Raw genomic sequence first — 22,717 nt, 5'->3', positions numbered from 1 at the left:
AAAAGCAACCATTCTCATTTATCCTATTTGAGAATGGTTGTTACCAAAAACTCCTATTTTAAAAATTGCCCCAAATACGAATCATTGTTCACATAATCAATTAAAAGATCGATGTTTTTCTTTTCGGAAAGTATAGTGTAATAGTTATCCTTAATGGTCGGTGCCTGAAGGATCGCTTCAATGAAATCATCTCTGTTCAGTGGGTTATTAGAAACATACTCAACAAAACCGGTCTGCTCCATAACTTCTTTTATGGTGTTATGTGCCTTATTGTTTTGAAGCCAACTGACTGCGTAGGTAGCAACACCAACCTGAATTCCATGAAGTGATGGTTTTTTTGCAACCATATCGTAAGCGTGAGAAATTAAATGTTCACTTCCGCTTGCAGGTCTGCTTGAACCACTTACTTCCATTGCAATACCGCTCATAACAAGACTGCCGCATATCATTCTTAAAAACTCAAGATCTTTCACATTTTTATTTTTGTAATTTACAAGTATTTCTACCGCATTACTTGAAATGAGAACAGCAAAGTCATTTACCGGTACCTGATTAACTCTAAACGCTAGTTTCCAGTCGTATATTGCTGTGTATTTGGAGAGCAGGTCTCCGATTCCAGAGTAGGTAAACATATCAGGTGACTTACGTATTACTTCGGTATCTATAACTACCCCATAAGGGATCTTTGCTTTTTGCGACTTTCTCCTTCCATTGATAAGAAGAGAAGCCCCTGGAGAAGCAAACCCATCGTTTGATATAGACGTTGGAACACTTATTATGGGCAACTGAAGAATAAAAGCAACATATTTACAATAGTCTATAGCCTTTCCTCCACCAATAGCAATAATTGCCTGTACTCTGTCAGGGATTTTATACGCACTCTTATAAATCGATTCTACTTCATTTGTTGCTACCGTTTCCTGATGTAATACCGATATTTCAGAAGACTCAAATGAAATAGTTAGCTGCACATTAAAAATTTCCTTAAGCCCTGTACCGTAAAATATGGCTATACGCGTAAAATTTTCTTTGCGCAGGTATTTACCAATCTTATGAAGCGCATTTGGCTTTATACGTAAAAGTGTGGGAATCGATATCTCCATATTAATCCAACCTGTTGAGTTGTAGTTCTCCTACATTTTTATATACATAATCTGGTTTATAGGGAAATTCACTTATCTTTGCCTCATCGCTCACTCCAGATAACACCAAACAGGTTTTCATGCCTGCCTCCATTCCAGCAACTATGTCAGTATCCATCCTGTCCCCTATCATGAGAGTCTCGTTGGCAAGTACCCCAAGCTGCTTTAATGCTATAGTCATCATCAAAGAGTTAGGCTTTCCTATGACATAAGGACTCTTTGCGGTAGCAATCTCTATAGCGGCCAGAAAGCTTCCGCACGCAGGCTCAAACCCTGTTTCTGCAGGATCTATTACATCGGGATTCGTTCCAATGAATTTTGCTCCATTCATTATTAAAGAGATCGATTTTTTAAGCATGTCATAGTTTAGCGTTCTGGTTTTACCAACCACAACATAATCAGGATTAGTCTCAGTGATAGAAAACCCTGCTTTGTAAAGCTCACTTATGATACCACCACCACCCAAAACATACGCTGTACCTGCCGGTTTTTGCTGCTTCAAAAACTCTGCAGTGGCCATTGCTGAGGTGATAAAGTTTCTCTCCTCAACCCCATGTATTCCAAATCCTTCAAGCTTTCGCTTTAAATCAAGTGGTGTCTGCTCTGAATTATTAGTCAAAAAAAGAAACGGTGTTCTGGTTTCAAGTAACTGAGCAACGAATTCAAGTGCCCCGGGAACAAGCTCTTTTCCTCTATAAATAACACCATCCATATCTGAAATAATACTCTTAATAGCCATTGTTTCTTACCATCTCCATGGTTTCAAGTACCTGGTTCAGCTAAAAGTATATCGTTAAATATAACTAATGTCCCTAAAAAATCAGAACGGGTATTTATTGAAACTAAGCGCGTGATAATAGTTTTATGACTTTTGAGTCAAGCCTGAAAAGATCATCTTTGGAATCTGCGCAGAGAAAAAACGCACTCCTGAAAGGCTGAATCATATTTTTCGTACCAACCCTCAGTGGTGTTATAACAATGACCCCTTTTTTATTTACAGGAGAGTATGACAACTGACCGAGTTTCTTAATAAGCTCAGGATAATTTTCGGGTAATATTACCTTCTTACTGCTTGCAAGTCTGAAAAAACAATGCTTGTGGGAAGCTACTTTCTCTTGAATGCTCCTGGCTATATCACTTATCACATGGCGGGCATTAATCTCTATAACAGCAGCAAGTTGTTCCTCATCATCATCCCTTTTATATATAAAGGAATCTATACCTGCAGGGCCAAAATAACCTGCATTAAAAAGTCTGGATGAAACCTTGTCTACAATTTCAGATAACTGAAGTTCATACTCTTCGTAGCATTCATAACCTTGAGGCGGCAAATATACTCCACTGAAAGTACCTTTTGAGTTTACAGAGCACTGATAATGATTTTTCCTTATAACAGCCCCTGCACTGTCTATCTCAAAAGTACTTGAAATGTCAGCCACTCTTCTGTACCATGGCTCTATTATTGCCCCACCCTTATTTATCATTTTCTCCAGCCTTAAAGACAATTCCTTATTAATGACAGGAGTCTTTAGATGAACAAAACCATACCCGCTACTTCCAAATGCAGGTTTAATTACTGCAGGAAAGTTTTGTGCACCACGTTTTATCAGATTTTGAAACTGAACATAATTACTGATAAACTTTGAGCCAGGAACTCCACAGTTTAGATCCAGAGATAACGCATTACAAAAACTACGTGAGTTTACCATCTTTACACTTTCTAAAGATGGACCGGCCCTAAGAGCCCCCATGGAACTAAAAGTAGCTACCGCATCCTTATCCCAGCCCCAGGGTTCACCAATAGTTTTTTCGCCGGTTATAGTTTTTTTGTTTGCTATCTGAGGGACAGTTAACCCACACTCCTTAAGGTAGTCTAAGTAATGATCCTCAATACCGACCTTTATAATAACCGAATCATTTTCTCTCCCAAAGGGAAGGAAAAGCAAACTCATTTCATCTGTTGCCCTCTTTAATCTCTCCGTTTTGTGCTCACCAAGGTTAAGATCAAAGAGTGCATTAAAATAAAGAAGACGCGATTCGCTTTTGAACTTGGGCATATTTAAGGTAGTTTGGAGTGTTATATAGTTTTTATCGAGAAATAGTTTAGAGGCAGGTGAATAGAAGATCCCCTGCCTCCAAAAAGGTAAAAATAACTGAGTAGATGTTATTTTGAATATTCTGTGAGATCTTTTTCAAGCTTCTCAAGGTTAAGCTTTAATCCATCCAGCTTTTCTTTCTCTTTTTCTACAACATGGGAAGGTGCCTTTGAAATAAATTTTTCATTTGAAAGGCGCCTTTCTGTATTTTCAACAAGAGAGCGAATTCTTTTCATCTCTTTTGTAAGTCTTTCTATCTCAACCTCCCTGTCTATAAGCCCTTCAAGGCTTATATAGACCTGATTGCCAAGCACAACTGCGGAGCCAGCAAAGTCCGGCTTTGAAGCATCACTGCTCACCACTGTATCTGAAAGTTTTACAAACTGGTTTATAAGTGATGTTTGTGACTTTAACCATTCTTCACTCTGTTTATCTGAAGGAACGATAACTGCTGTACCTATTTTGTCCGGTGGTACATTGTTTTCGGACCGAATCGTACGAAGAGCAGTAATGACCTCCCGAAGTAAATCAAACTTTTCTGTTACCGATTCATCCAATAGTTCTTTCTTTGGTTTCGGGTAGTTTGATACCATTATTGAAGTTTGATCAATTATTTCGGGAAAGTCGATCTTTTGCTGTATATAAGACCATATCTCCTCAGTAATAAAAGGCATGATCGGATGAAGAAGTTTTAAGACAGAAGAGAGTACATAGGTTGATACAGCTATTGCGTCTTCTCTTCTTTGCGAATCTTCATCTTGATAAAGATCTGCCTTTTTAGCCTCTATATACCAGTCACAGAACTCATGCCAGGTAAAATCATACATAAGATGGCAGGATTCGTTGAATCTAAAAGAGCTAATCGCATCATTCATTGATTCAGTTAGCTGCTGAAGTCTGCTTAAAATCCATAGATCCTCAGCCTTTAGCCTGTTTTTTGCAGGAAGTGAGTTAAAATTTATCTTTTCGCTTACGGTTCCAAGAAGAAACCTTGAAGCGTTCCACAGCTTGTTTGCAAAGTTTCTTCCAATATCAAAAGTATCCTTACCAAGGTAAACATCAGCACCCTGTGCTGTTATCATAATCATCGAAAACCTAAGAGCATCAGCACCATATACCGGAATAATTTCAAGAGGATCTATGGAGTTACCAAGAGACTTACTCATTTTCCTGCCACTCTTATCCCTGACGGTTCCATGTAAAATTATATCTGTAAAGGGAAGCTTCCCTGTAAAATGAACGCCCGCCATAACCATACGTGCAACCCAGAAAAATAGAATTTCAGGTGCTGTGGCCAAAGTATCTGTAGGGTAAAACTTGTCCATCAATTCACTATCTTCCGGCCAGCCCATTGTTGAAAAAGGCCAAAGCCAGGATGAAAACCATGTATCAAGAACATCTTCATCCTGCTGCAAAGAGGAAGATTTACACTTTGAACACACTTCAGGTGTATTTTCCGCAACAATTATTTCACCACACTCACAATACCAGACCGGTATTCTATGTCCCCACCAAATCTGACGGGATATACACCAGTCTCTTATGTTTTCCATCCACTCGATATACGTTTTTTTCCAGCGCTGGGGATAGAACCGTATTTTATCCTCATAAGCAGCTTTTAGTGCCGGCTGAGCCAATGGTTTCATTTTTACAAACCACTGATCAGAATAATAAGGCTCAACAACCGTATGGCACCGGTAGCAGTGGCCTACCGAATGAGAATGATCCTCAACCTTTTCCAAAAGCCCCAAAGCATCCAGATCTTCAACAATTGCCTTTCTGCAGGCAAAACGATCCATACCGATATACTTCTCCGGAATAGGCCCGGTCATATGTCCTGTCTCATCCATTATAACGACAGGCTCAAGAGAGTGTCTCTGACCCATGGCAAAGTCATTTGGATCATGAGCGGGAGTAACCTTTACTGCCCCTGTTCCAAATTCACTGTCAACAAACTCATCGGTTATTAGTGGTATCTCTCTGTTCACAAGAGGCAGTTTAATCAACTTTTTCAGTAAGTCTTTATACCGCTGGTCTGTTGGATTCACCGCAACGGCCGTATCTCCCAGCATAGTCTCAGGTCTGGTTGTAGCAACAGTCACATAACCCGATCCATCAGAGAAGGGATAGCGAAAGTGATATAGCTTACCATTGAGTTCCTTATGCTCTGCCTCTTCATCAGAAAGAGCAGTTTTACACCTTGGGCACCAGTTAATAATATATTTGCCCCTGTAGACCAAACCTTCCTCGTACAGTTTTACAAAAACCCGGCGAACCGCAAGAGAAAGGCCCTCATCCATGGTGAAACGCTCACGTGCCCAGTCACAGGATGACCCAAGCTTTTTAAGCTGGGTAGATATTGTTTTGTGATACTCATCCTTCCACTTCCACACCTCATTTAAAAAAGCTTCCCTGCCAAGATCATATCTGCTCTTTCCACTTTTGGCTAAACGCTTCTCAACCACATTCTGGGTTGCTATACCAGCATGATCTGTACCCGGCATCCATAATGCCTCAAAACCACTCATCCGCTTATAACGGATAAGAATATCCTGAATAGTATTATTAAGAGCATGACCCATGTGCAACACACCTGTAACGTTAGGCGGGGGTATTACAATTGAGTATCTGGGCCTATCACTCTTTTCATCAGCGTGAAAGTAGCCCGCTTCCATCCAGTTTTTATACCACTTATCTTCAACCTGTTTTGGATTATACTGTTTTTCCATAATCTCTTTCTGTCAAAATCATATCCGACTTACAATAATTAACCAAGCCCATTAATATACAATTTGAACACCGCAGTAACCTTCTGTTTTCATCGCTTTTGTTAGTGATACTGTGCATGAGAATGATTCTCACTTTTACCATCACTCAATTACTCAGTTCTTTTTTGTTTTTTTTTCAAAAGGACTGGTTGAGAAGGAGGTGCGAATATTATAATTGTGTTGTTGGAAAATAAATTTCTTGTACCATATCGATTTTTTTCACAGGAGGAGTTATGTCTCATAAAATCACAGATGAATGTCTCGCTTGCGGCTCATGCCTTCCCGAATGCCCGGTAGACGCAATCGCTGAAGGAGATGATGTTTATACAATTGATGCAGAAAAATGTTCTGACTGCGGTGCTTGTGTTGATTCCTGCCCAACGGATGCTATCAAACCAGCATAAGAAATGCACCACATTTTTTAGCTTTTAAAGGGCCCTGGTTTCAGAGGCCCTTTTTTTATTCCACCATACAGCACTTCTTGAATTTTTTTCCACTGCCACAAGTACAAGGATCATTGCGCATAACTTTAGATTCCTTGCGAATAAAGGGTTTTTGGGGGTGAATTTTGCCATCTAAATAGTACCAGGCTCCATCGATACGTTTAAACATGCCTGTTTCATGCAGGTCCTTTTTGATCCTGTTTTCGGAAAAACTTGCAATAAACTCTACTTCACCTTCCTCATCATTTACCCCTCCCTTACTAGTGGAGATGATTTTTAGTCCCTCCCACTGAGAATTAGCTGACCATTCTTTGATAGCTTTTTCATCACACTCACTGCGCCTGTCAGGATGGGTTGAGGAAAGGATAAAATCCACAGCCCCTCTTACATAAGCTGTATACCGTGCCCTTATTATCGCTTCTGCAGTCTGGGCTGGTCCCGTTCCCTTTATACATGGTTCACAACAATCTTTATACTCAAGTCCGGAATTACACGAACACTTCTCCATCTATCCTCCTTGTAGTACCCCTTCTCTACAAATTAGCTCTTTTTCTCAACTTCATCGAATATTATGAAGTGGTAAAAAAAATATTTTATGTGAAACAACAAAGCTCAAATAATATTAAAAAGGTTGATGGTAAATTCCCGAAAATATCAATCTCTTTTTCTGGTAATGCAGAAGAGGTAGCCAATATACCTGAAAGCATCAAGCCTGTAAAATAGATCTATTTGGTTGTGTGATGCCATTTTTTTCTGCGAATCTGCGTAATATCCGGAAGAATCTTCAAGGTGCATAGCAAGGTGCGCAAAGTAGTTATCCCATCCGCTTCTTGGAATAAGGGCAGTGAATTGTACATCAAAACCACAGCGATGGGCAAGATCCCGTAATTCCTCTTCATTGGCCACCAGTAACCCTTCAGCTTCATACACAGAGAGAAGTTTGGGTGGTAAGGATTGCTGAAGCAAAACAGGCGCACTAAAAGAAAACCACCCCCTATCCTGGAGCAAATCCCACATTTTTATAAACAATGGCTCTGCAATCCTGCTTTTTAACGAACCCCCTTCAATTATGGCCAAATCAAAGAGATTTTCTTCGGGAGGCGATTTAAGCAGATCTTCGTTATGATAATCGATCAAATGGCTTACAGTTCTATTAACCGATAAGGTAATGGCACTGGAGAGTTTATCATATGCAGTTTCAAATGCCATAACTTTGCATCTAAAGTGCGACGCTAAAACGCATGGCCCCTCACCGAATGCACTACCGAAATCCAGTACCGTGCTTCCGGGATTGATACCAGCAAAGCGTCCTGCAGCCAGTATCATCTCAGTTCCGGAGGGAGAGGGATAGTTGTAACTACGATCCGTTACCATATTGTTAAGCCCTTCTATCCCTGTAATAAGCATATCATTTCTTACCTAATCTTTAAAAAGAGAGCCAGCCCTAAAACAAGGCAAACAACTGAGAGGATATGAAAGCGCCAGGCTATTTTCGATTTTATCTGAAATTCGCCTTTATAGAGCCCGCTTTTACGCATCATTATCTGAAAATGGTGGTGTATCGGTGCCATAAGAAACACTCGCTTACCCGTTAGTTTAAAGTATCCGATCTGAATAGCTACGGAAGCAAATTCCATAAAAAAGATAAATCCTACAAGCGGCAGGTAAAAGCCAGCTTTGGTGAAAATAAAGAGAATACCGATTAATCCACCTAACCCAACAGAACCAGAATCACCCATTATAATCGTAGAAGGTGGTGAATTAAACCACAAATAAGCCAGAAGTGTTCCAATTACCGCACCGATAAGAGGTAATATCTCCTGAAGCCCAACAATATGGGGTATAAGAAGGTAATTACTCCAGATACTGTTACTGGAAATAAAAGAGATAATTCCCACAAAAACAAAACAGCATATTGAAGGAACCGTTGCAAGAGTATCAAAACCATCGGTGAAATTTACTCCATTGGCAAAAATTGCTATGGTAAATGTCATAAAGGGTATAAAAAGCCAAAAAGGCAATGATGGGAATCGCTTCACTATGCTAATGAAGGGCAGATTAATATCACCATTAATATTGGGGATATATTTGTACGCAGCCATAGCTACCAGTAACGATATAGTCATATAAAGAAACAATCGCAACCCGGCAGATATCCCGTCTGCCTTGTATTGATAATCCTGTTTTGATATCAATCCCTTAGCAATTTTTCTCTGATTTATTACCTTTGCTATGTCATCAACTGCACCAATGATGCTGAAAAAGACATAAATTATAAGTGCCGAAATCACATAACTGTTCATCCTTACTGCAACTAAAGTAGTAAAGACGATTATAAACATGAAAAGAACACCTGCTGGCATCACCGGGCCACCTGAGCCTTTTTCAAATTCCGATGAAACCTGAAATTTCTGCAAAAACCGTATATATTTAGGAAATAGAAGAATCGCCAAAATAAATGAGATCAAGGTCGCCATACTGGTGGCGAACAAACGACTGTTTAGAAGGAAAATACCTGTATGCTGATATAGTAACTCAATTAACATATTTCTTTTTTTCTGAAAAAACTTCCTTTAACCTATTATACCCTGTTTAAACAATTTTGAACAGTAACTCAAAGAAAAATACTAACATACGCTCTAAAAGTGAATAGTCACCGGCAAAATTGAAAAGAAACAGACTTAGTTTTTAATCTAGAATTTAGCAAACCTAATACTTACCACTGTTTAAGCGGTTTTACTCCCGAGCAGTATTTAGCTTTTCCTATTCTAAGGAGTTGATCTACTTTGTGCTAGTATGCTCTTTTTTTGGGGGATGTTAAGGTTTTAAGATAGTATTTCCCAAGAATACAATAGTTGGGACTATTCAAAAAACCTCTCATTGTCCCCAATAGTAGAAAAAAAACCTATTCTTATGCTATCAATAAAACCATATTCGGTCACCTATCAGCGAGACGGGCATTTATGATGACCTAAAGGATACACGCAGAACTGAACTGGTTAGAGCCCTTCTTTATCTGGTAAGAAACACTTTGCCGCAATCTTTAAGCCACAAAATCAGGACAGTAGTAATGGCTTTAACCAACACTGTCCTGATTTCTCACAGAAGAAGTTCTTTTACTAATCTACTGCTTACGGCGCTCTTCAAGGGGTACTGATTAAAGAATCGGCCATATTTTTTATTCTGGCAGTTGCAGGTGCGACATTTTCGGTTGTACAAGGTCCATTAATACATCCCCGCTCACAGGCCATTGCTTCCAGAAAGTTCCCGGGGATCCCCTTACTTGCATACATTTTAAGTATTTTCATTGATTTTCTACTTAAGCCGTCAATTAACACTCTTTCTACAGTTTCAGGGCTTTCCATTTGCGCTGCCACCGCATTTGTTACACCACCAATCAGAGGAAACCTACGCCCACTTGGATCCGCCTGCTGGTAGCAAAGGTCTTCATCACACTGTGAAACATCTAACTGTGCCGCAGCCATCATGGAAGCAATCTCTTCACTGGTCAGCACATAATCAACCAGTGGATCATTCTCTGCTTCTTTTCTCTTTGCTACACATGGCCCGACAAACACCACCACTGTATCTGAATCCTCCTTCTTTATTGCCTCTGCAGTGAAATGCATTGGAGTTGGGGTATGAGATACTTTTTCCTTTAATTTAGGCACATGCTTCTCTACAGCCATAACAAATGATGGGCAGCATGAACTTGTCATAAAGGAAGCGCCTTCAGAGATACGCTGCTCAAATTCAGCAGCTTCCATCTTTGCTGTGGTGAGCGCACCGGATGCAACCTCAAGTACATCTTCAAAGCCAAGCGTTTTTAGAGCTGTAACTACCTGTGGATATCCTGCTACAAATTGTGCGGCAGAAGCGGGCGCAATTATTGCCACTACCCGCTTTTTGCTCTTTAACGCTTTTAACACATCTATCATTTGTGAGCGCTCCATAATCGCTCCAAACGGGCACTGACGCATACATTTTCCGCAATAGATACACTTATCGAAATCTATCTGAGCTCTTCCTTCACCATCTTTTACAATTGCCCCTGTAGGACAGGCTTCTTCACACGGAACAGGGATTCTAATGATCGCATGGTATGGGCATACTTTCATGCATATTCCACAGTTAACACATTTTGAGCTATTTATAACCGCCTGCCCCTTTTCATCTATTGCGATAGCTTTTTTGGGGCAGTTTAACATACAGGGACGCGCCATACAACCCCTGCAAGCATTTGTCACAAAATATTTGCTCTTTACACAGGCACTGCATGCTTCATCGAGAAGAAGCAGCGGTTCGCCTTGGGGTGCCGCCGCTCTTTTTATACTCCGGATGCTGTAGCTTTCAAGCTTTTCAAGCTCATCAGTTTCTTCATCCATACTGAAACCAAGAGCTGCCATAATTCTGTATTTAATTAACGCTCTGTCTTTATATACACAGCATCTAAATGAACTGCTCCCTTTGGGTCTCATCTCAAGTGGTATCCTATCAGCTAACCCCTCCAGCTTATCCTCCATGAAGAGGCGGGCGATACGAACTAAGATAGTTCTTCTGGTACGTGTAGCGTTATTATCATACTGCATCTTTTACCCCACCTATTTTCAGTTAAGCACAGCTTCAAGTGCATCAACAATTTTAAAAATTGTTGCTTCGCTTATGACTTTATCACCTACTATCACGTAAGGCGCTTTTCCGTAATTATCATCCTTGCAAAGCCCCAGACAACGCGACCACTTGACAGTAGTTCTGGTAGCCAGGTGCTCAGGGAGGTCCTGTTCAAGAGTCTGAAGATGTGATGATCCCATCAGGTGACATGTTGTTCCCAGACATACCTTTACAATTGCCTTTTCCATATTTTTCTCTTTCTAATAATATCGGACTGTGGTTTCTTTAAGATATTTAGTTTCAAGCAGAGACGCTATTTTTTTTATCACATTCCTTCTTATGTCAAGTTCTATAGGTAAAGCCGGATCCTGGTGAGACTGATTGACTCTGGTACCCACATAAAAGTCGATTATATCGCAGCTCAACATCAGATCTCTAAGCATTGTAGCTCCGTTTTTTCGCCCTCCCCGCTCACCTTTTTCAAGCAGGCCGGCAAGATTACTGAGTGTGATACAACCTTCGGTGATTAAATCAACACCTTTCATATGGGAAACCGCTGGTACAACCGGATCCATGTATGAGAAATCCATCACTGCTTCAAGTCCAAGTTCCCGCTCAACGATAGTGGAAGTAGTACCTCCACACAACACACATTTTCCAGAAAAATTCTTTATAAGTGATGCATACTCCTGATCTCTTTTAGGATCAAACGGTGGTCCCGTAAGCACACGCATTCGCCTTGGATTTCTCATATAAATAACGGTACAGGAGATATCATCACCGGCCCTGTTTCCATCATTGGCAAGAGCGACATTGCAGATTATCTCTGCAAGCTCATCTGCAGAGATTTCCCTGTTCTTACGCACAGCTTCTTCTACAATTATATTCACCCGCTCTATCCCAAAGCCCATTGGCCAGCTGTCACTCCCCATTCCCGACTGCGTTACTCCATCAGACATCATTATTAATCTGTCACCTACTTCTACACCAAAACGGGCATAATGAAGTGATCTGTTTTTCCACCGTGGCCTTAAAAGTTCGGTCTGCTCACGCTCTATGGCTTGTGCTCCTCTAAAGAAAAGAAATGGTGGATTGCCATGACCAATGATACGCATCTCACCAGCAAGACTTACATCCGCAATACTGAATGTTGAGTAACTTATTTTGCGTGAAGGACACAGGGGCAACGCATCCATAATGATCTCAGCGGCCCGCTTTATTTTAAGATCAGAGGCCATGTATTCAAGCCCCATAGAAGCAGTAAAACTGGCCAATACGTTTGCCTCTACACCGCTTCCAAGCCCGTCGCAAAGAATCGACACCACCCTTCCCTGCTCAAGTTTTCTTGTAAGTTGAACATCTCCCGATGCTTTTTTTTTGTGCTTTGAATAATGTAGACTACCAATCTCAATAAACACTTCCTGGTTTTGTATCATTTTGCACCTCAGGAGAAACTTTCAGTTAAAGAGTTTAAAATTTTCTCCGATTGTGCTGCATTCTTACCCATCAAAAAGGCGATCTCCTGCGCCGTAGCAGAGGTATTGCGAATCACTTCCTGTGCTTTTTCTATTATTTGTTCCCGTCGTAATTCAGTTTTTGTGGCATCACGTATCAAAGCACCGGCGACCTGATGAAGCTCGACGGTAAAAATCGTAAGTGCAAACGTTTTCTCCTGAGTTTTCACAAAATGTTGCGTTATATCATTACCCGTTGTCAGAACCTGCGAAAACAAACCATGAAATGGTAAAACTTTCTTAAGATCAGCATTACGAAGCCCCGGACAAATTTTAAATACATCACACACATCATCACCCAGAGCCTTTGCAAAATTATCATTACACTCAATAATTCTAAGCTCTCTATCTACTATCACAACCCCATAGGGAATAGTTTTTAAGAGTGCATTTGCTTTTTTCTGAGCAAGTGATCTCATAAAGGAAACACACATGCACTGCTCAGCTTTTTTTTCTATCATAGCAATGGCAAATTCCCTGCAAGTGCCGTATCCACAAGATCCGCAGTTTAGCTCATCTTCAGGATTTGATTTACCTACAGATGCAAGAGTATCACAAATTTGTTCATGTGTCACATTACTCGCAGCAATCTGTTTTGCACCAAAAGTGTAACCAATTTTTTCCCGAAAATCCCCCGTACATGATTCTGATTTAGTGGATGCATAATCAAGAACAGACAGGCGGGAATCGATTGTGGCCCTGTTGGTTGCTTTCGGTCCGGCTACACATCCATTCTCACACGCAAGTAGCTCAACAAACATCTTTCGACCTGTAAGTTTATCATCGAGCGTCTCAAGTGCAGTGCGAATGTTACTCACCCCCGATAATGTCAGGTATACCGCATCACTATCCCGCACTCTGTTCCTGATTGTTGAAATCATACCACCCTCAACCGGATAGACCGATCCGTTTTGAGCACTTCGTGGAATGAAAACATCTGTTTCATCACACTCCTGCTCTGATGACCTGATTCCGTTGGCATCGAACCACTTTTTAAGATCCTCAAAAGTTATTGCAATATCAAGTAAATCAGAGAATTTATCCGCTTCTTGCTTTTTTGCAATACAGGGCCCTGCGAATACAATACCGAGCTCCTGTCCATACAGGTGACGAAGCATGATACTGTGAGCAAGAAGCGGCGATAAAACAGGTGATATATATTGCGAAAATTTGGTCAAATGCTTAGTGATAAGATCTACTGCAGCTGGACATGCAGAGGAAAGGATGAGCCCGCTCTCTTTATTAATCATATCACCAACTGCGTAAGAGACCTCCTGTGCCCCCAGTGCTGTTTCACTTACGCCATAAAACCCCAGACGCTTTATTGCATGTATAAGCTGCCCTGTAGTTGTATTGGTGAATTCACCCGCAAACGATGGAGCAAGGGAAAGTATGCTTTTTTTCTTTCTTTTTGTTAAGTGAATAGAGCGACGCAGATCATCCCTTACCTTTTTGGCCCCTACAGGACAGGCATCCACGCAATGACCACACAAAATACAGGATTCGGGTATCACCTCTGCTTCACCATTTACAACCCTGATAGCCTTCACCGGACATTCCCTTATACACTTGTAACAGTCCCTGCAGTGCGTCTCTTCGCTGTATATGGGGTTTAAATAATGCATATTACTCTCCATTAGTAGCTTTAGTGAGACTGTAATCGAGAATATCCAGTACACTTCCCCGGTCAATGTTTGAATAATGTTCACCATTAACCCATATATTTGGCCCATTCATACATTGTCCACCACACCGGCATCCCTTAATTTTCACCTCTTCTTCAATACCCTTTTCAGCAAAAAACTCCCTGATCACCTCATAGTTTTTCCCATTACCCCTGGAATAACAGGAGCTGCCCATGCAAATAGTTATATCAATACTGCACATTTTTTCTTTTTCCATCTCTGATTATGTTCTCCGCTTTTTAAGCTTGTACTGTTTTTAAACAGACACAGAGCAGATTGCCAATCCGCCTGGATAGCAGCACACTCAATCGTTATTTTTTTATCGATAAAAGATACTCTAAATATAACCCCCTTTTACTATGTTTGCAAATAGTTTTTTAAGAAGGATAGATATTGAGTCAATTGAGGTATACTTCAGGGCAGACTTGATAACTCTCCCCAGGCGTGACTTGATAACTCTCCCCAGGCGTGACTTGATAACTCTCCCCAGGCGTGACTTGATAACTCTCCCCAGGCGTGACTTAATAACTTGCCCCAGGCGTGACTTAATAACTTGCCCCAGGCGTGACTTAATAACTCTCCCAGGCATGACTTAATAACTCTCCCAGGCATGACTTAATAACCTGCCCCAGGCATAACTTAATAACCTGCCCCAGGCATAACTTAATAACCTGCCCCAGGCATGACTTAATAACTCTCCCCGGCCATGACTTAATAACTCTCCCCAGCCATAACTTAATAACCTGCCCCAGGCATAACTTAATAACCTGCCCCAGCCATGACTTAATAACTCTCCCCAGCCATAACTTAATAACTCTCCCCAGCCATAACTTAATAACCTGCCCGCGGCATAACTTAATAACCTGCCCCGGGCGTGACTTAATAACCTGCCCCGGGCATGACTTAATAACTCTCCCCGGGCATGACTTAATAACTCTCCCCAGCCATAACTTAATAACCTGCCCCAGGCATGACTTAACAACTTGCCCCAGCCATGACTTAATAACTCTCCCCAGCCATGACTTAATAACTCTCCCCAGGCATGACTTAATAACTCTCCCCAGCCATGACTTAATAACTCTCCCCAGACATTATTAAACAACCCCCCCCCACAGGCGTGCCTTCTCCCCCCAAACTTGCCCCAAACCACCTTCGCCTTCTCACCGATCACTAGCACCCAAAGATTGAATAATGTAGAAAGTGGTGGTATAATAGATGGTAAACAAAAAGCCGCATTGGAGCATAGAGTGAACGAAAAAAGAGTACCAGGTGTCCTTGGGGGCAGCAATGATGGTCCGCTGGTTCTTCTTTTTTCCTGCCGGGAAAAGGTCAGAGAGATCCTCTCAGTCGGTCTGGTTCAATGTAATTATCGTGTAATTCAGGCATCAACATCGTTTCTTGCAACTTTCAAAGCCACGCAGATATTGCCAGACCTCGTAGTGGCAGATCTGGCTGAAGGAAATCCTGCAGATATCATTCTTACCAGGCGATTACGCAAATCTCAGAGAACTCAGGATATCGCTATACTTGTAATACTGCCTAAAAACCCCCACCAATTCATAATTCAATGTATTGCAGAGCTTGAGCACGAAAATTTACTCTTTCCTCAAAAAAGAATCTGCACCATTGGCTACCCCTTTTCTTTTTCGGACTTTTTGGAGTCAGTAAAGGTGCTTGCTCCATCTGATGAGCCTAAGGATACCGCAACAAAAAACGCGCTACCAGACACAAATAGAGGGATAGCCGCGCGGATCTTTGATCTCTCCATACCGGCATCTCAAAAACTTGAAGAGATAGACTCTCTTATCCACAAACAATGGGCATTTCCCTTTACCGTGGTTAAAGCATTTGAAATTCTTGAATCAAATAAGAGCTGCTGCGGTGAACTTGGCAAGTGCATTTCAAGTGATCCGGCAGTATCATCTGCAGTGTTAAAGGTGGTAAACACAGTATTTTACGCAGGCAGGCACGGGCGTATCAACCATATAAAAGATGCCGTTGTGCGACTTGGTTTCAGAGAAACAAGAAATATAATGGCTTGCTTGACGCTTATCAATCTTACGCCTGGGGTTCATAAACTGAGTGGATTTGAGCGCAGGGAATTCTGGCTTCATTCCCTTGCTGTAGCACTGATAGCAGAAAGGCTAAGTGTAGAGTGCAAATTCAGGAAACCAGAATATGCCTTTATTTCCGGACTGCTGCATGATTTGGGTAAAATTCCTATTGACAATAACTTCGAAGACGTTTTTCCCCGTCTCCTTGATGAAACCATCTCCTGCTTTGGTCCTTTTTGCCGCACAGAAGAGCGCCTGATGGGTTTTACACACGCACAGCTTGGACATTACCTTACAACAAAGTGGAATCTTCCCTCAATTATCACCGGAGCGATATTGAATCATCACGAAAGCGACAGAATTCTCCAAAGTTCAAGTAGTGAAGAGCGCCTGATACAGAGTTCGGTGTTTGTTGCTAATATCCTTGCAAAAGCCATAGGAATCGGCCATAGTTGTGATGAAGTGATTGAGGAGGTTCCAACGGAAATCACACGAGCTCTGAAGTTAAATGTTGGCCCGACCGAACGATTCATTCACGCGGTTTTTAATGAGGTCAAAAAATTCTGTCAGTTTATGAATCTCCACTTCAGCAGAAATCTTCCAGTGCATGAAAATGACAAACCTCATCAGGTTCTTGTGGTATATCAGGACACCAGGGTTTTTCATCCGGTAGTAACGGCCCTGCGCAGCAACGGTTTTGATGTGAAAGTGACAGCAAAGCTGCCCGAATCTAAAACCGATGCAAAAGTAATCATTTCAATCCCGCAAAAAGGCCTGCCACCGGAGATAATGCTCTATGAAGATGATTTAAGTGATGAAGAGAGTGATAAAACCCTGAAAATTTTTCTTGTCCCTTTGGATTCTGAAGCAAAGTACAATCAGGACCTTAATCTTTCTGATATGGTTTTTATGAAGCGAAACAATCTTGATCTTAGAATTCTGATCCACACCCTTGATACCTTTTTTGGGAAAGTTGGTTCTTGATAAACAGAAGACAGCGGTACAGAAAAAAGTTGTTTCATTAGGCCTGTCAGCGTTTATGACGTAGTGGCACCTCTCTCCACATACCCGTTTCCAAATCTTTAAGCAGCTTTATGTGTGGTGTCTCCCCTCCATCAAAAACCATAAGCTCTCTGTCCGTAAGTACGGTTTTCCCCCTGAAAGTCACTCCAAGGTTCATGATAGCTCTGTACTGAGTGATTAAAAAATCCTTTATACGCTCGAAGTCATCCCGTGTTTCATTGAAAGTGAAAAACAGAGTACCGATTCCATGGGCTTTTAGGTGCTCGTAGATCTTTAATGGCATATGCTTAATTTGACGCTTACAAGGACAATTTCTGGTTAAAACAGAATGTCTGTCGGTAAATAACACATACGAAAATTTTGCTTCAGGAAACAATTGAGCCAACGGTGAAAACAGATTGTTTGTCAGGTCATCACAGTTTACATTTATCTTTTCAAGCTTACTCTCCAGAACAAGGATGTGACGCTGCCCCATATACCTGTAATCGAAAAAACCATCCAACTCCTTTATGTTCTCGTACCCATACTTTCCCCTTCCCGAACATCTCAGAATAATGAGATTAGGGTAGTGCTGAATCTTTAAAACATAGTTATCGGTATTTGCAACAATGAAATCATCTCTGTTTTGAGGGTCAAAGCTTTTGTCAAAGATCCCTCCGGTACGTCCCTTTTTGCTCCAGTGCTTAAGAAAATACTTGGTGATTCTGCGGGCGATCCTCTCTGCAATTTCACCCAGTATATTACCTGAAGCAGCTTTATCGAAAGGATAGGGAGAATTAAGCAGATCAGAAACGGTAAAAACCTCATACCTGCAATCATTTATCAGATACTCTACCAGCACTTTTTCAAACGGGTTACGATCATCATTTATCGCGTCATTGAGGTTATGAAGCTTATAAGCGCCCGGGATTCCATGGTTACGCTTAAGAGAGTAGATTTCATCGCCCAAGGCAGCATCCCCGTGCCGCGTTACCCTCCATTTAACCGGTTCAAAAGAGGCAAACGGATCGCTTTGAGACTTCCGCTTTGGTCGTAACTGTTCTGTATGCATCTTCTGATTCTCGTTTCAGATTAAACGTATTACACCTGTTCAATACTCCATAAAAGTACCTATACTACATTATACTCAGGGAATAGAGATAGTGTACAACCTTTTTCTAATCTCTCAAATCACTACCAATAGGTGCAGAGTATCCTAACGCCCTGCAGCCTGCTGAAGAATCCAGTTAAGAGCCAAAATGATTCTGAAACAAAATGCTATCAGAAAAACAAGAATCCCGTACATGCTTGCAACTATTACATTCCTGTGACTGAAAAAGGTTCGTAATTTCTCTCTTTTTCTGAAAATGAGTAACGCAGTAAGAAAAACAGATCCTGCCTTAACCAGCAGTGATAGCAAAGGTTTAAATAGTTTTAGTACCCCGGATTTTTTCACCCATATCCTCCGAAAGTGTTTTTGATTACTCTGATTCAGCTAACGTTTTTCATCAACGGTGGTTGGCCGGTTGTTTCTATCACATCACGCCACAACGGACTTTCCGGATCTATCCGATTTCGCTCAGCAACGGCCAGAGTGATAGGTATATGCACAAAGTTATTATTGACCAGACTTATGAGCATCTCGCTTCTACCGGCCATCGCTGCATGAACAGCATTGGTACCAAGCCGGGTGCAATAAACAGAGTCGATGGGATTTGCCGGTGTGCTGCGAATTATATAGCTTGGGTCTATGTACTTAAGATTAATATCCCACCCAAGGGTATCAAAATACCCCTTGATCCTATCCTTTAAAAATACCCCTATATCACCCAGCTTTATGTTCCCCGAAGCATCCTTTTGAGTAGCAGCTTTAAGATGATCCTGCCCTGCCCCCTCAGCAACCACAATAAGTGCATGGCTCCTCCTTTCGAGGCGATTTCTTATCTGATTTAACAGTCCCTTTTCGCCTTCAAGGTCAAACGGCACTTCCGGAATAAGTACAAAGTTCACATCATTTGAAGCCAAAGCGGTGTATGCGGAGATAAAACCAGACTCCCTGCCCATCAATTTAACCAGCCCCACCCCGTTTGGGGCATCATAGGCCTCAACATGCGCGCCATGAACCGCTTTTACTGCTTCACTCACTGCAGTTTCAAATCCAAACGACTTTTGTATAAAGCTCAGATCATTGTCGATAGTCTTTGGAATCCCCATTATGGAGATCTCGAGTCCTCTGCGCCGGGCCTCCTCTGCAATACTCAAAGACCCTTTCTGGGTTCCGTCCCCCCCTATGGTAAAAAGCATGTTGATACCGTTTCTCTCAAGAGAATCCACTATTTCACCGGTTCTTTGACCATGCCCCCGTGATGAGCCAAGGATTGTCCCGCCCATACGGTGAATGTAGCTCACCTTCTCGGGAGTCAGCTCCATGAAGGGATCACTGTACTCTGGCATAAACCCCCGGTAACCATAACGCACCCCCGATATTCTGCGCACACCATACTGATACCACAACGACATCACAATCGAACGTATTACATCATTTAGCCCGGGACACAACCCTCCACAGGTAACTATCGCAGCATGTACCGCCGTTGGATCAAAATAGATATGCTCTCTGGGCCCGGCCTTCTCAATAAGCTGCTCTTTTTTAAAGGTTATTGTCTCACCGGGATGAATGGTGGTATCGAATATCAAATACTCATCATCTCTGACATAATTGGCCACCAAATCACCAATTCTCTTTGAAAGCATCACAGGTGATTTGTAACGACACTCACCAAGTCTGGTTACCGTGAAATCAAACTCCTGTCTCATCTATACTCCCCTTTAGTTTTTTTGGAGATTGAGTATTCTGTTTCATTTCTTTTACTGAACGCACCCAAAGACAACATCAGAATTAAATTTTTTTGCATTTCGGGATCGAACATCACCACCATGCCATAGATCACTGCTTCTTGTTTCGTTTTAAATACAAGCAAAGGTACTTATGTACAAAATATAACAGGGTTACTGGTAACAAAAAATCTGTATGAAAAATCGGCTCTGTTTACACCAGCACTTATTCTCAAAGGGATTCATTAAAAAGCTTAAAGATCCCGTTTCCTTGAATATAACTATCCCTGACAGTATTTTTCTCTTTTTATTCCATAACCTTTAAAGGACCTAAAAATTGAACCCTGTGATCTCTTTTTTTCTTAGATTTCTCCTTCTATGTACGCTTTTAATCGTCTCCTGTGCCCATCAGAGTGCCCCGGGTGGTGGTCCCGAAGACCTTACACCACCGGTAATCATTTCCACCTACCCGGCTCAGGGACAAACTGCCGTAGGTGAGCTCAAAACGATACACATCGATTTTTCCAAATGGATCGCCCCGGCAAGTGCGCCCCGAAGCGTTTCGATCTATCCACCCCTTTCAGAAAACATCAGAGTAAATACCAACCGTCAGAGATTAGAGATCGCTTTACCCGAGCCGCTCAAAGATTCTACAACCTATCATGTAGTAATCAACAATACCCTTCGGTGTATCCGAGGCAATAATCTCTCCAACGCCTACAACCTCATCTTCTCAACCGGCGCACAACTGGACAGTGCCACGGTTTCAGGGTGTATCATCGAACCAAATGTTTGGGGAACCTTCCCCAAAATTGGACTGTTTAGGGTCAATGAAGAATGGCACGATTCACTCTTCTTCTCTGCCCCTGACTACCTGACCCAGGCCGACAGTGCGGGCCGGTTCTCACTGTCTCACCTGCAGTCCGGTTCATACAGACTTTTGGCTTTTGAGGACAGAAACAACACAGGCAGGCTTATTCCTGAGCAGAAAACCTACGCTCCGGTTGATTCAATAATCTATCTATCCAACGATACGCAACCCTATCACCTGCTCTTTCCTGTCTCTTCAGATACAGCATCTGCACAGATTCCCTCTGTCACCGCTCTTTCCACCTCAATTATTCAGGGCGCATGGAACCGCCCCTTTAATACCCAAAGCTATCAGCCCAGCTTTAAAATCCAAACGGCCACCGATTCATCAATAGAGGAGATAGCGATAGAGTCGGTATATATGATGCAGGATAAGAAGAATTTCATCATCAAACTAAAGGATTCGCTCACCAACGCAGCGTATCAGCTTACCTATTCCTATGGACAAGTTGAAGATTCTGTACGATTTAATGGTGTAACACGCCCTGACACAGTTAACCCTGTACTCCAAAGAACAGCACCACAGGAACAGGCAGATCTAAGCCCTGCCCTATCACTTACGTTTAGCAAACCCGTCAGGATTGAACCCTCAGGCCTTACGCTCATTGATTCGACCCTTGAGGATACGGTTGGATTGAAGCTATTGTATGATGTAGCCAGAACACATGAGCTCACAACGACCCGAAATCTGAAACCATCTGCCGAATATACTCTCACCTTACCGGTTTCATCGGTCAGGGATCTTTCCGGTAATCTCCTTGATAGCGGTGATGAAGAAAACGACAGTACAGTGATCGTTACTTTCAATTCGATTCATTCAGACAGTATCGCTTTTAAGATGCATGGTGGTTCTCCCTGTCTTGATCCCGACAGTAACAGAATCTGGATCTACAGCCCCTTAAACAGCAGCCAAAAGTACTATTCAGCCGATTCTGCAGGGTTTTTCAGTTTCGATTCCCTGCCCGCGTCAAGGGGCACCATCTCCTTTTTTATCGATAATAATGACAATAGTAAGCATGATGCCGGAAAGCTTTCTCCCTGGCGAGCACCGGAGCCACTGTTTGAGCTGCGGGATACCATTGAAGCACGGGCGCGCTGGGAAGTAGAAAACATCCCGGTTGATGCGTGCACTGTATGTCCCCCCGAAGAAGTACCGATAGAGCAGTTTATGAAAATTGAGGATGACGTGGAAAGTGTTGATTGATGATGGTTACAGCACTGCCGTTGGGCGGCTAAAAGACCGGGCAGCAAAATAGATATTCAGGAGAGGTGCCCGAGTGGTTGAAGGGGGCGGTCTCGAAAACCGTTGTGCCGTAAGGTACCCAGGGTTCGAATCCCTGCCTCTCCGTATAATAAAGGGACACCCGATCTTTTTATAGGGTGTCCCTTTATTATATGAGTAGGCTTTGTGGTGCCCGGACCTTTCGACCGCCGAACGGCAGTGAGGCAGCGGCGCAGCCTATCCCTGCCTCTCCGTATAATAAAGGGATACCCTGTCTTTTTAGGGTGTCCCTTTATTATATGAGCAGGCTTTGTGGTGCCCGGACTAGGATGTGAATAGAAGGATTTTTATGGGGCTAAAGGCGATTGACTGGGTCACCCCCGGGCGTCAATGGTGAAAGCGTGGGAGGATCCGTTTGGGGGGACCCTTGGGCTATTATCGCGGGAAGGAAGGGAGATAGAAATGCGGCCTTGAT

20 protein-coding genes and 1 tRNA gene are annotated in these 22,717 nt (G+C 42.2%); 4 read left to right on the top strand and 17 right to left on the bottom strand.

Annotation, left to right across the window (positions count from 1 at the left end; translation table 11 throughout):
• Nucleotides 1-53: 53 nt before the first annotated feature.
• The 4 genes from QA601_11945 to QA601_11930 form a co-directional block, all read right to left on the bottom strand.
• A complete protein-coding gene (locus QA601_11945) occupies nucleotides 54-1,103 on the bottom strand; it encodes an iron-containing alcohol dehydrogenase family protein (protein MDG5815793.1) in 1,050 nt (349 codons plus the stop codon).
• A 1-nt stretch (nucleotide 1,104) separates the two neighbouring features.
• Nucleotides 1,105-1,881, bottom strand: coding sequence for an HAD-IIA family hydrolase (locus QA601_11940; protein ID MDG5815792.1), 777 nt, complete (start codon nucleotides 1,879-1,881; stop codon nucleotides 1,105-1,107).
• A gap of 103 nt (nucleotides 1,882-1,984) precedes the next feature.
• Nucleotides 1,985-3,199 carry a hypothetical protein gene (locus QA601_11935; GenBank protein MDG5815791.1) on the bottom strand — a complete coding sequence of 405 codons (1,215 nt, stop codon included), beginning with the start codon at nucleotides 3,197-3,199 and terminating at the stop codon, nucleotides 1,985-1,987.
• A 107-nt stretch (nucleotides 3,200-3,306) separates the two neighbouring features.
• Nucleotides 3,307-5,967, bottom strand: coding sequence for a valine--tRNA ligase (locus QA601_11930; GenBank protein ID MDG5815790.1), 2,661 nt, complete (start codon nucleotides 5,965-5,967; stop codon nucleotides 3,307-3,309).
• A 272-nt stretch (nucleotides 5,968-6,239) separates the two neighbouring features.
• Between QA601_11930 and QA601_11925 the strand changes: the two genes are divergently transcribed.
• Entirely contained in the window at nucleotides 6,240-6,410 is a 171-nt protein-coding gene (locus tag QA601_11925) for a 4Fe-4S binding protein (protein ID MDG5815789.1), read from the top strand.
• Between the two features lie 55 nt (nucleotides 6,411-6,465).
• Here the strand turns inward: QA601_11925 and QA601_11920 are convergent, their stop codons facing one another.
• The 10 genes from QA601_11920 to QA601_11875 all read right to left on the bottom strand — a co-directional run bounded on the left by QA601_11920 (nucleotide 6,466) and on the right by QA601_11875 (nucleotide 15,361).
• On the bottom strand, nucleotides 6,466-6,957 hold the full coding sequence (locus QA601_11920) for a YchJ family protein (protein ID MDG5815788.1): 492 nt from the start codon (nucleotides 6,955-6,957) through the stop codon (nucleotides 6,466-6,468).
• A 146-nt stretch (nucleotides 6,958-7,103) separates the two neighbouring features.
• Nucleotides 7,104-7,856, bottom strand: a complete 753-nt coding sequence (locus tag QA601_11915; GenBank protein ID MDG5815787.1) for a hypothetical protein — start codon at nucleotides 7,854-7,856, stop codon at nucleotides 7,104-7,106.
• 8 nt (nucleotides 7,857-7,864) lie between these two features.
• Nucleotides 7,865-8,812, bottom strand: a complete 948-nt coding sequence (locus QA601_11910) for a hypothetical protein (GenBank protein MDG5815786.1) — start codon at nucleotides 8,810-8,812, stop codon at nucleotides 7,865-7,867.
• A 780-nt stretch (nucleotides 8,813-9,592) separates the two neighbouring features.
• Nucleotides 9,593-11,038 carry a monomeric [FeFe] hydrogenase gene (locus QA601_11905; GenBank protein ID MDG5815785.1) on the bottom strand — a complete coding sequence of 482 codons (1,446 nt, stop codon included), beginning with the start codon at nucleotides 11,036-11,038 and terminating at the stop codon, nucleotides 9,593-9,595.
• An 18-nt stretch (nucleotides 11,039-11,056) separates the two neighbouring features.
• Nucleotides 11,057-11,308, bottom strand: coding sequence for an NAD(P)H-dependent oxidoreductase subunit E (locus QA601_11900; GenBank protein MDG5815784.1), 252 nt, complete (start codon nucleotides 11,306-11,308; stop codon nucleotides 11,057-11,059).
• A gap of 12 nt (nucleotides 11,309-11,320) precedes the next feature.
• The gene (locus tag QA601_11895) at nucleotides 11,321-12,496 is read right to left on the bottom strand and encodes a SpoIIE family protein phosphatase (protein MDG5815783.1); all 1,176 of its coding nucleotides are present in this window, start codon (nucleotides 12,494-12,496) and stop codon (nucleotides 11,321-11,323) included.
• 8 nt (nucleotides 12,497-12,504) lie between these two features.
• Entirely contained in the window at nucleotides 12,505-14,199 is a 1,695-nt protein-coding gene (locus QA601_11890) for a [Fe-Fe] hydrogenase large subunit C-terminal domain-containing protein (GenBank protein ID MDG5815782.1), read from the bottom strand.
• Nucleotide 14,200: 1 nt separating this feature from the next.
• Nucleotides 14,201-14,476 (bottom strand): (2Fe-2S) ferredoxin domain-containing protein, encoded by a 276-nt coding sequence (locus QA601_11885; GenBank protein ID MDG5815781.1) that lies wholly within the window; start codon nucleotides 14,474-14,476, stop codon nucleotides 14,201-14,203.
• 197 nt (nucleotides 14,477-14,673) lie between these two features.
• Entirely contained in the window at nucleotides 14,674-14,871 is a 198-nt protein-coding gene (locus QA601_11880; GenBank protein ID MDG5815780.1) for a hypothetical protein, read from the bottom strand.
• Nucleotides 14,852-15,361 carry a hypothetical protein gene (locus QA601_11875; protein ID MDG5815779.1) on the bottom strand — a complete coding sequence of 170 codons (510 nt, stop codon included), beginning with the start codon at nucleotides 15,359-15,361 and terminating at the stop codon, nucleotides 14,852-14,854. The genes QA601_11880 and QA601_11875 overlap by 20 nt, the downstream gene beginning before the upstream one ends.
• Before the next feature lie 145 nt (nucleotides 15,362-15,506).
• Between QA601_11875 and QA601_11870 the strand changes: the two genes are divergently transcribed.
• On the top strand, nucleotides 15,507-17,297 hold the full coding sequence (locus tag QA601_11870; GenBank protein ID MDG5815778.1) for a response regulator: 1,791 nt from the start codon (nucleotides 15,507-15,509) through the stop codon (nucleotides 17,295-17,297).
• Between the two features lie 46 nt (nucleotides 17,298-17,343).
• Here the strand turns inward: QA601_11870 and QA601_11865 are convergent, their stop codons facing one another.
• From QA601_11865 to QA601_11855, 3 genes are all read right to left on the bottom strand, one after another.
• Nucleotides 17,344-18,387 carry a hypothetical protein gene (locus tag QA601_11865; protein ID MDG5815777.1) on the bottom strand — a complete coding sequence of 348 codons (1,044 nt, stop codon included), beginning with the start codon at nucleotides 18,385-18,387 and terminating at the stop codon, nucleotides 17,344-17,346.
• A 144-nt stretch (nucleotides 18,388-18,531) separates the two neighbouring features.
• Complete coding sequence (locus QA601_11860; protein ID MDG5815776.1) at nucleotides 18,532-18,771, bottom strand: hypothetical protein; 240 nt, start codon at nucleotides 18,769-18,771, stop codon at nucleotides 18,532-18,534.
• Between the two features lie 35 nt (nucleotides 18,772-18,806).
• Nucleotides 18,807-20,132: an ATP-dependent 6-phosphofructokinase gene (locus QA601_11855; protein MDG5815775.1), complete on the bottom strand. Its 1,326-nt coding sequence runs from the start codon at nucleotides 20,130-20,132 to the stop codon at nucleotides 18,807-18,809.
• Nucleotides 20,133-20,496: 364 nt separating this feature from the next.
• Here QA601_11855 and QA601_11850 point away from each other — a divergent pair, with 364 nt between their 5' ends.
• Both QA601_11850 and QA601_11845 read left to right on the top strand, forming a co-directional pair.
• Nucleotides 20,497-22,224: an Ig-like domain-containing protein gene (locus QA601_11850; protein MDG5815774.1), complete on the top strand. Its 1,728-nt coding sequence runs from the start codon at nucleotides 20,497-20,499 to the stop codon at nucleotides 22,222-22,224.
• Between the two features lie 59 nt (nucleotides 22,225-22,283).
• Nucleotides 22,284-22,368, top strand: a tRNA-Ser gene (locus tag QA601_11845).
• Nucleotides 22,369-22,717 lie beyond the last annotated feature (349 nt).

The organism is Chitinispirillales bacterium ANBcel5 (assembly GCA_029688955.1).
GTDB classification, from domain to species: domain Bacteria; phylum Fibrobacterota; class Chitinivibrionia; order Chitinivibrionales; family Chitinispirillaceae; genus Cellulosispirillum; species Cellulosispirillum alkaliphilum.
Note: the sequence above shows the minus strand (reverse complement) of the source record. Positions and strands in the feature narration are given on the sequence as shown.

Coding starts and splice junctions, on each gene's coding strand:
- QA601_11935 (MDG5815791.1), bottom strand. CDS start 3,199: ATGCCCAAGTTCAAAAGCGAATCGCGTCTTCTTTATTTTAATGCACTC.
- QA601_11880 (MDG5815780.1), bottom strand. CDS start 14,871: ATGCCTGGGAGAGTTATTAAGTCATGCCTGGGAGAGTTATTAAGTCAC.
- QA601_11890 (MDG5815782.1), bottom strand. CDS start 14,199: ATGCATTATTTAAACCCCATATACAGCGAAGAGACGCACTGCAGGGAC.
- QA601_11910 (MDG5815786.1), bottom strand. CDS start 8,812: ATGCCAGCAGGTGTTCTTTTCATGTTTATAATCGTCTTTACTACTTTA.
- QA601_11900 (MDG5815784.1), bottom strand. CDS start 11,308: ATGGAAAAGGCAATTGTAAAGGTATGTCTGGGAACAACATGTCACCTG.
- QA601_11945 (MDG5815793.1), bottom strand. CDS start 1,103: ATGGAGATATCGATTCCCACACTTTTACGTATAAAGCCAAATGCGCTT.
- QA601_11925 (MDG5815789.1), top strand. CDS start 6,240: ATGTCTCATAAAATCACAGATGAATGTCTCGCTTGCGGCTCATGCCTT.
- QA601_11920 (MDG5815788.1), bottom strand. CDS start 6,957: ATGGAGAAGTGTTCGTGTAATTCCGGACTTGAGTATAAAGATTGTTGT.
- QA601_11855 (MDG5815775.1), bottom strand. CDS start 20,132: ATGAGACAGGAGTTTGATTTCACGGTAACCAGACTTGGTGAGTGTCGT.
- QA601_11895 (MDG5815783.1), bottom strand. CDS start 12,496: ATGATACAAAACCAGGAAGTGTTTATTGAGATTGGTAGTCTACATTAT.
- QA601_11940 (MDG5815792.1), bottom strand. CDS start 1,881: ATGGCTATTAAGAGTATTATTTCAGATATGGATGGTGTTATTTATAGA.
- QA601_11865 (MDG5815777.1), bottom strand. CDS start 18,387: ATGCATACAGAACAGTTACGACCAAAGCGGAAGTCTCAAAGCGATCCG.
- QA601_11930 (MDG5815790.1), bottom strand. CDS start 5,967: ATGGAAAAACAGTATAATCCAAAACAGGTTGAAGATAAGTGGTATAAA.
- QA601_11885 (MDG5815781.1), bottom strand. CDS start 14,476: ATGGAAAAAGAAAAAATGTGCAGTATTGATATAACTATTTGCATGGGC.
- QA601_11905 (MDG5815785.1), bottom strand. CDS start 11,038: ATGCAGTATGATAATAACGCTACACGTACCAGAAGAACTATCTTAGTT.
- QA601_11915 (MDG5815787.1), bottom strand. CDS start 7,856: ATGCTTATTACAGGGATAGAAGGGCTTAACAATATGGTAACGGATCGT.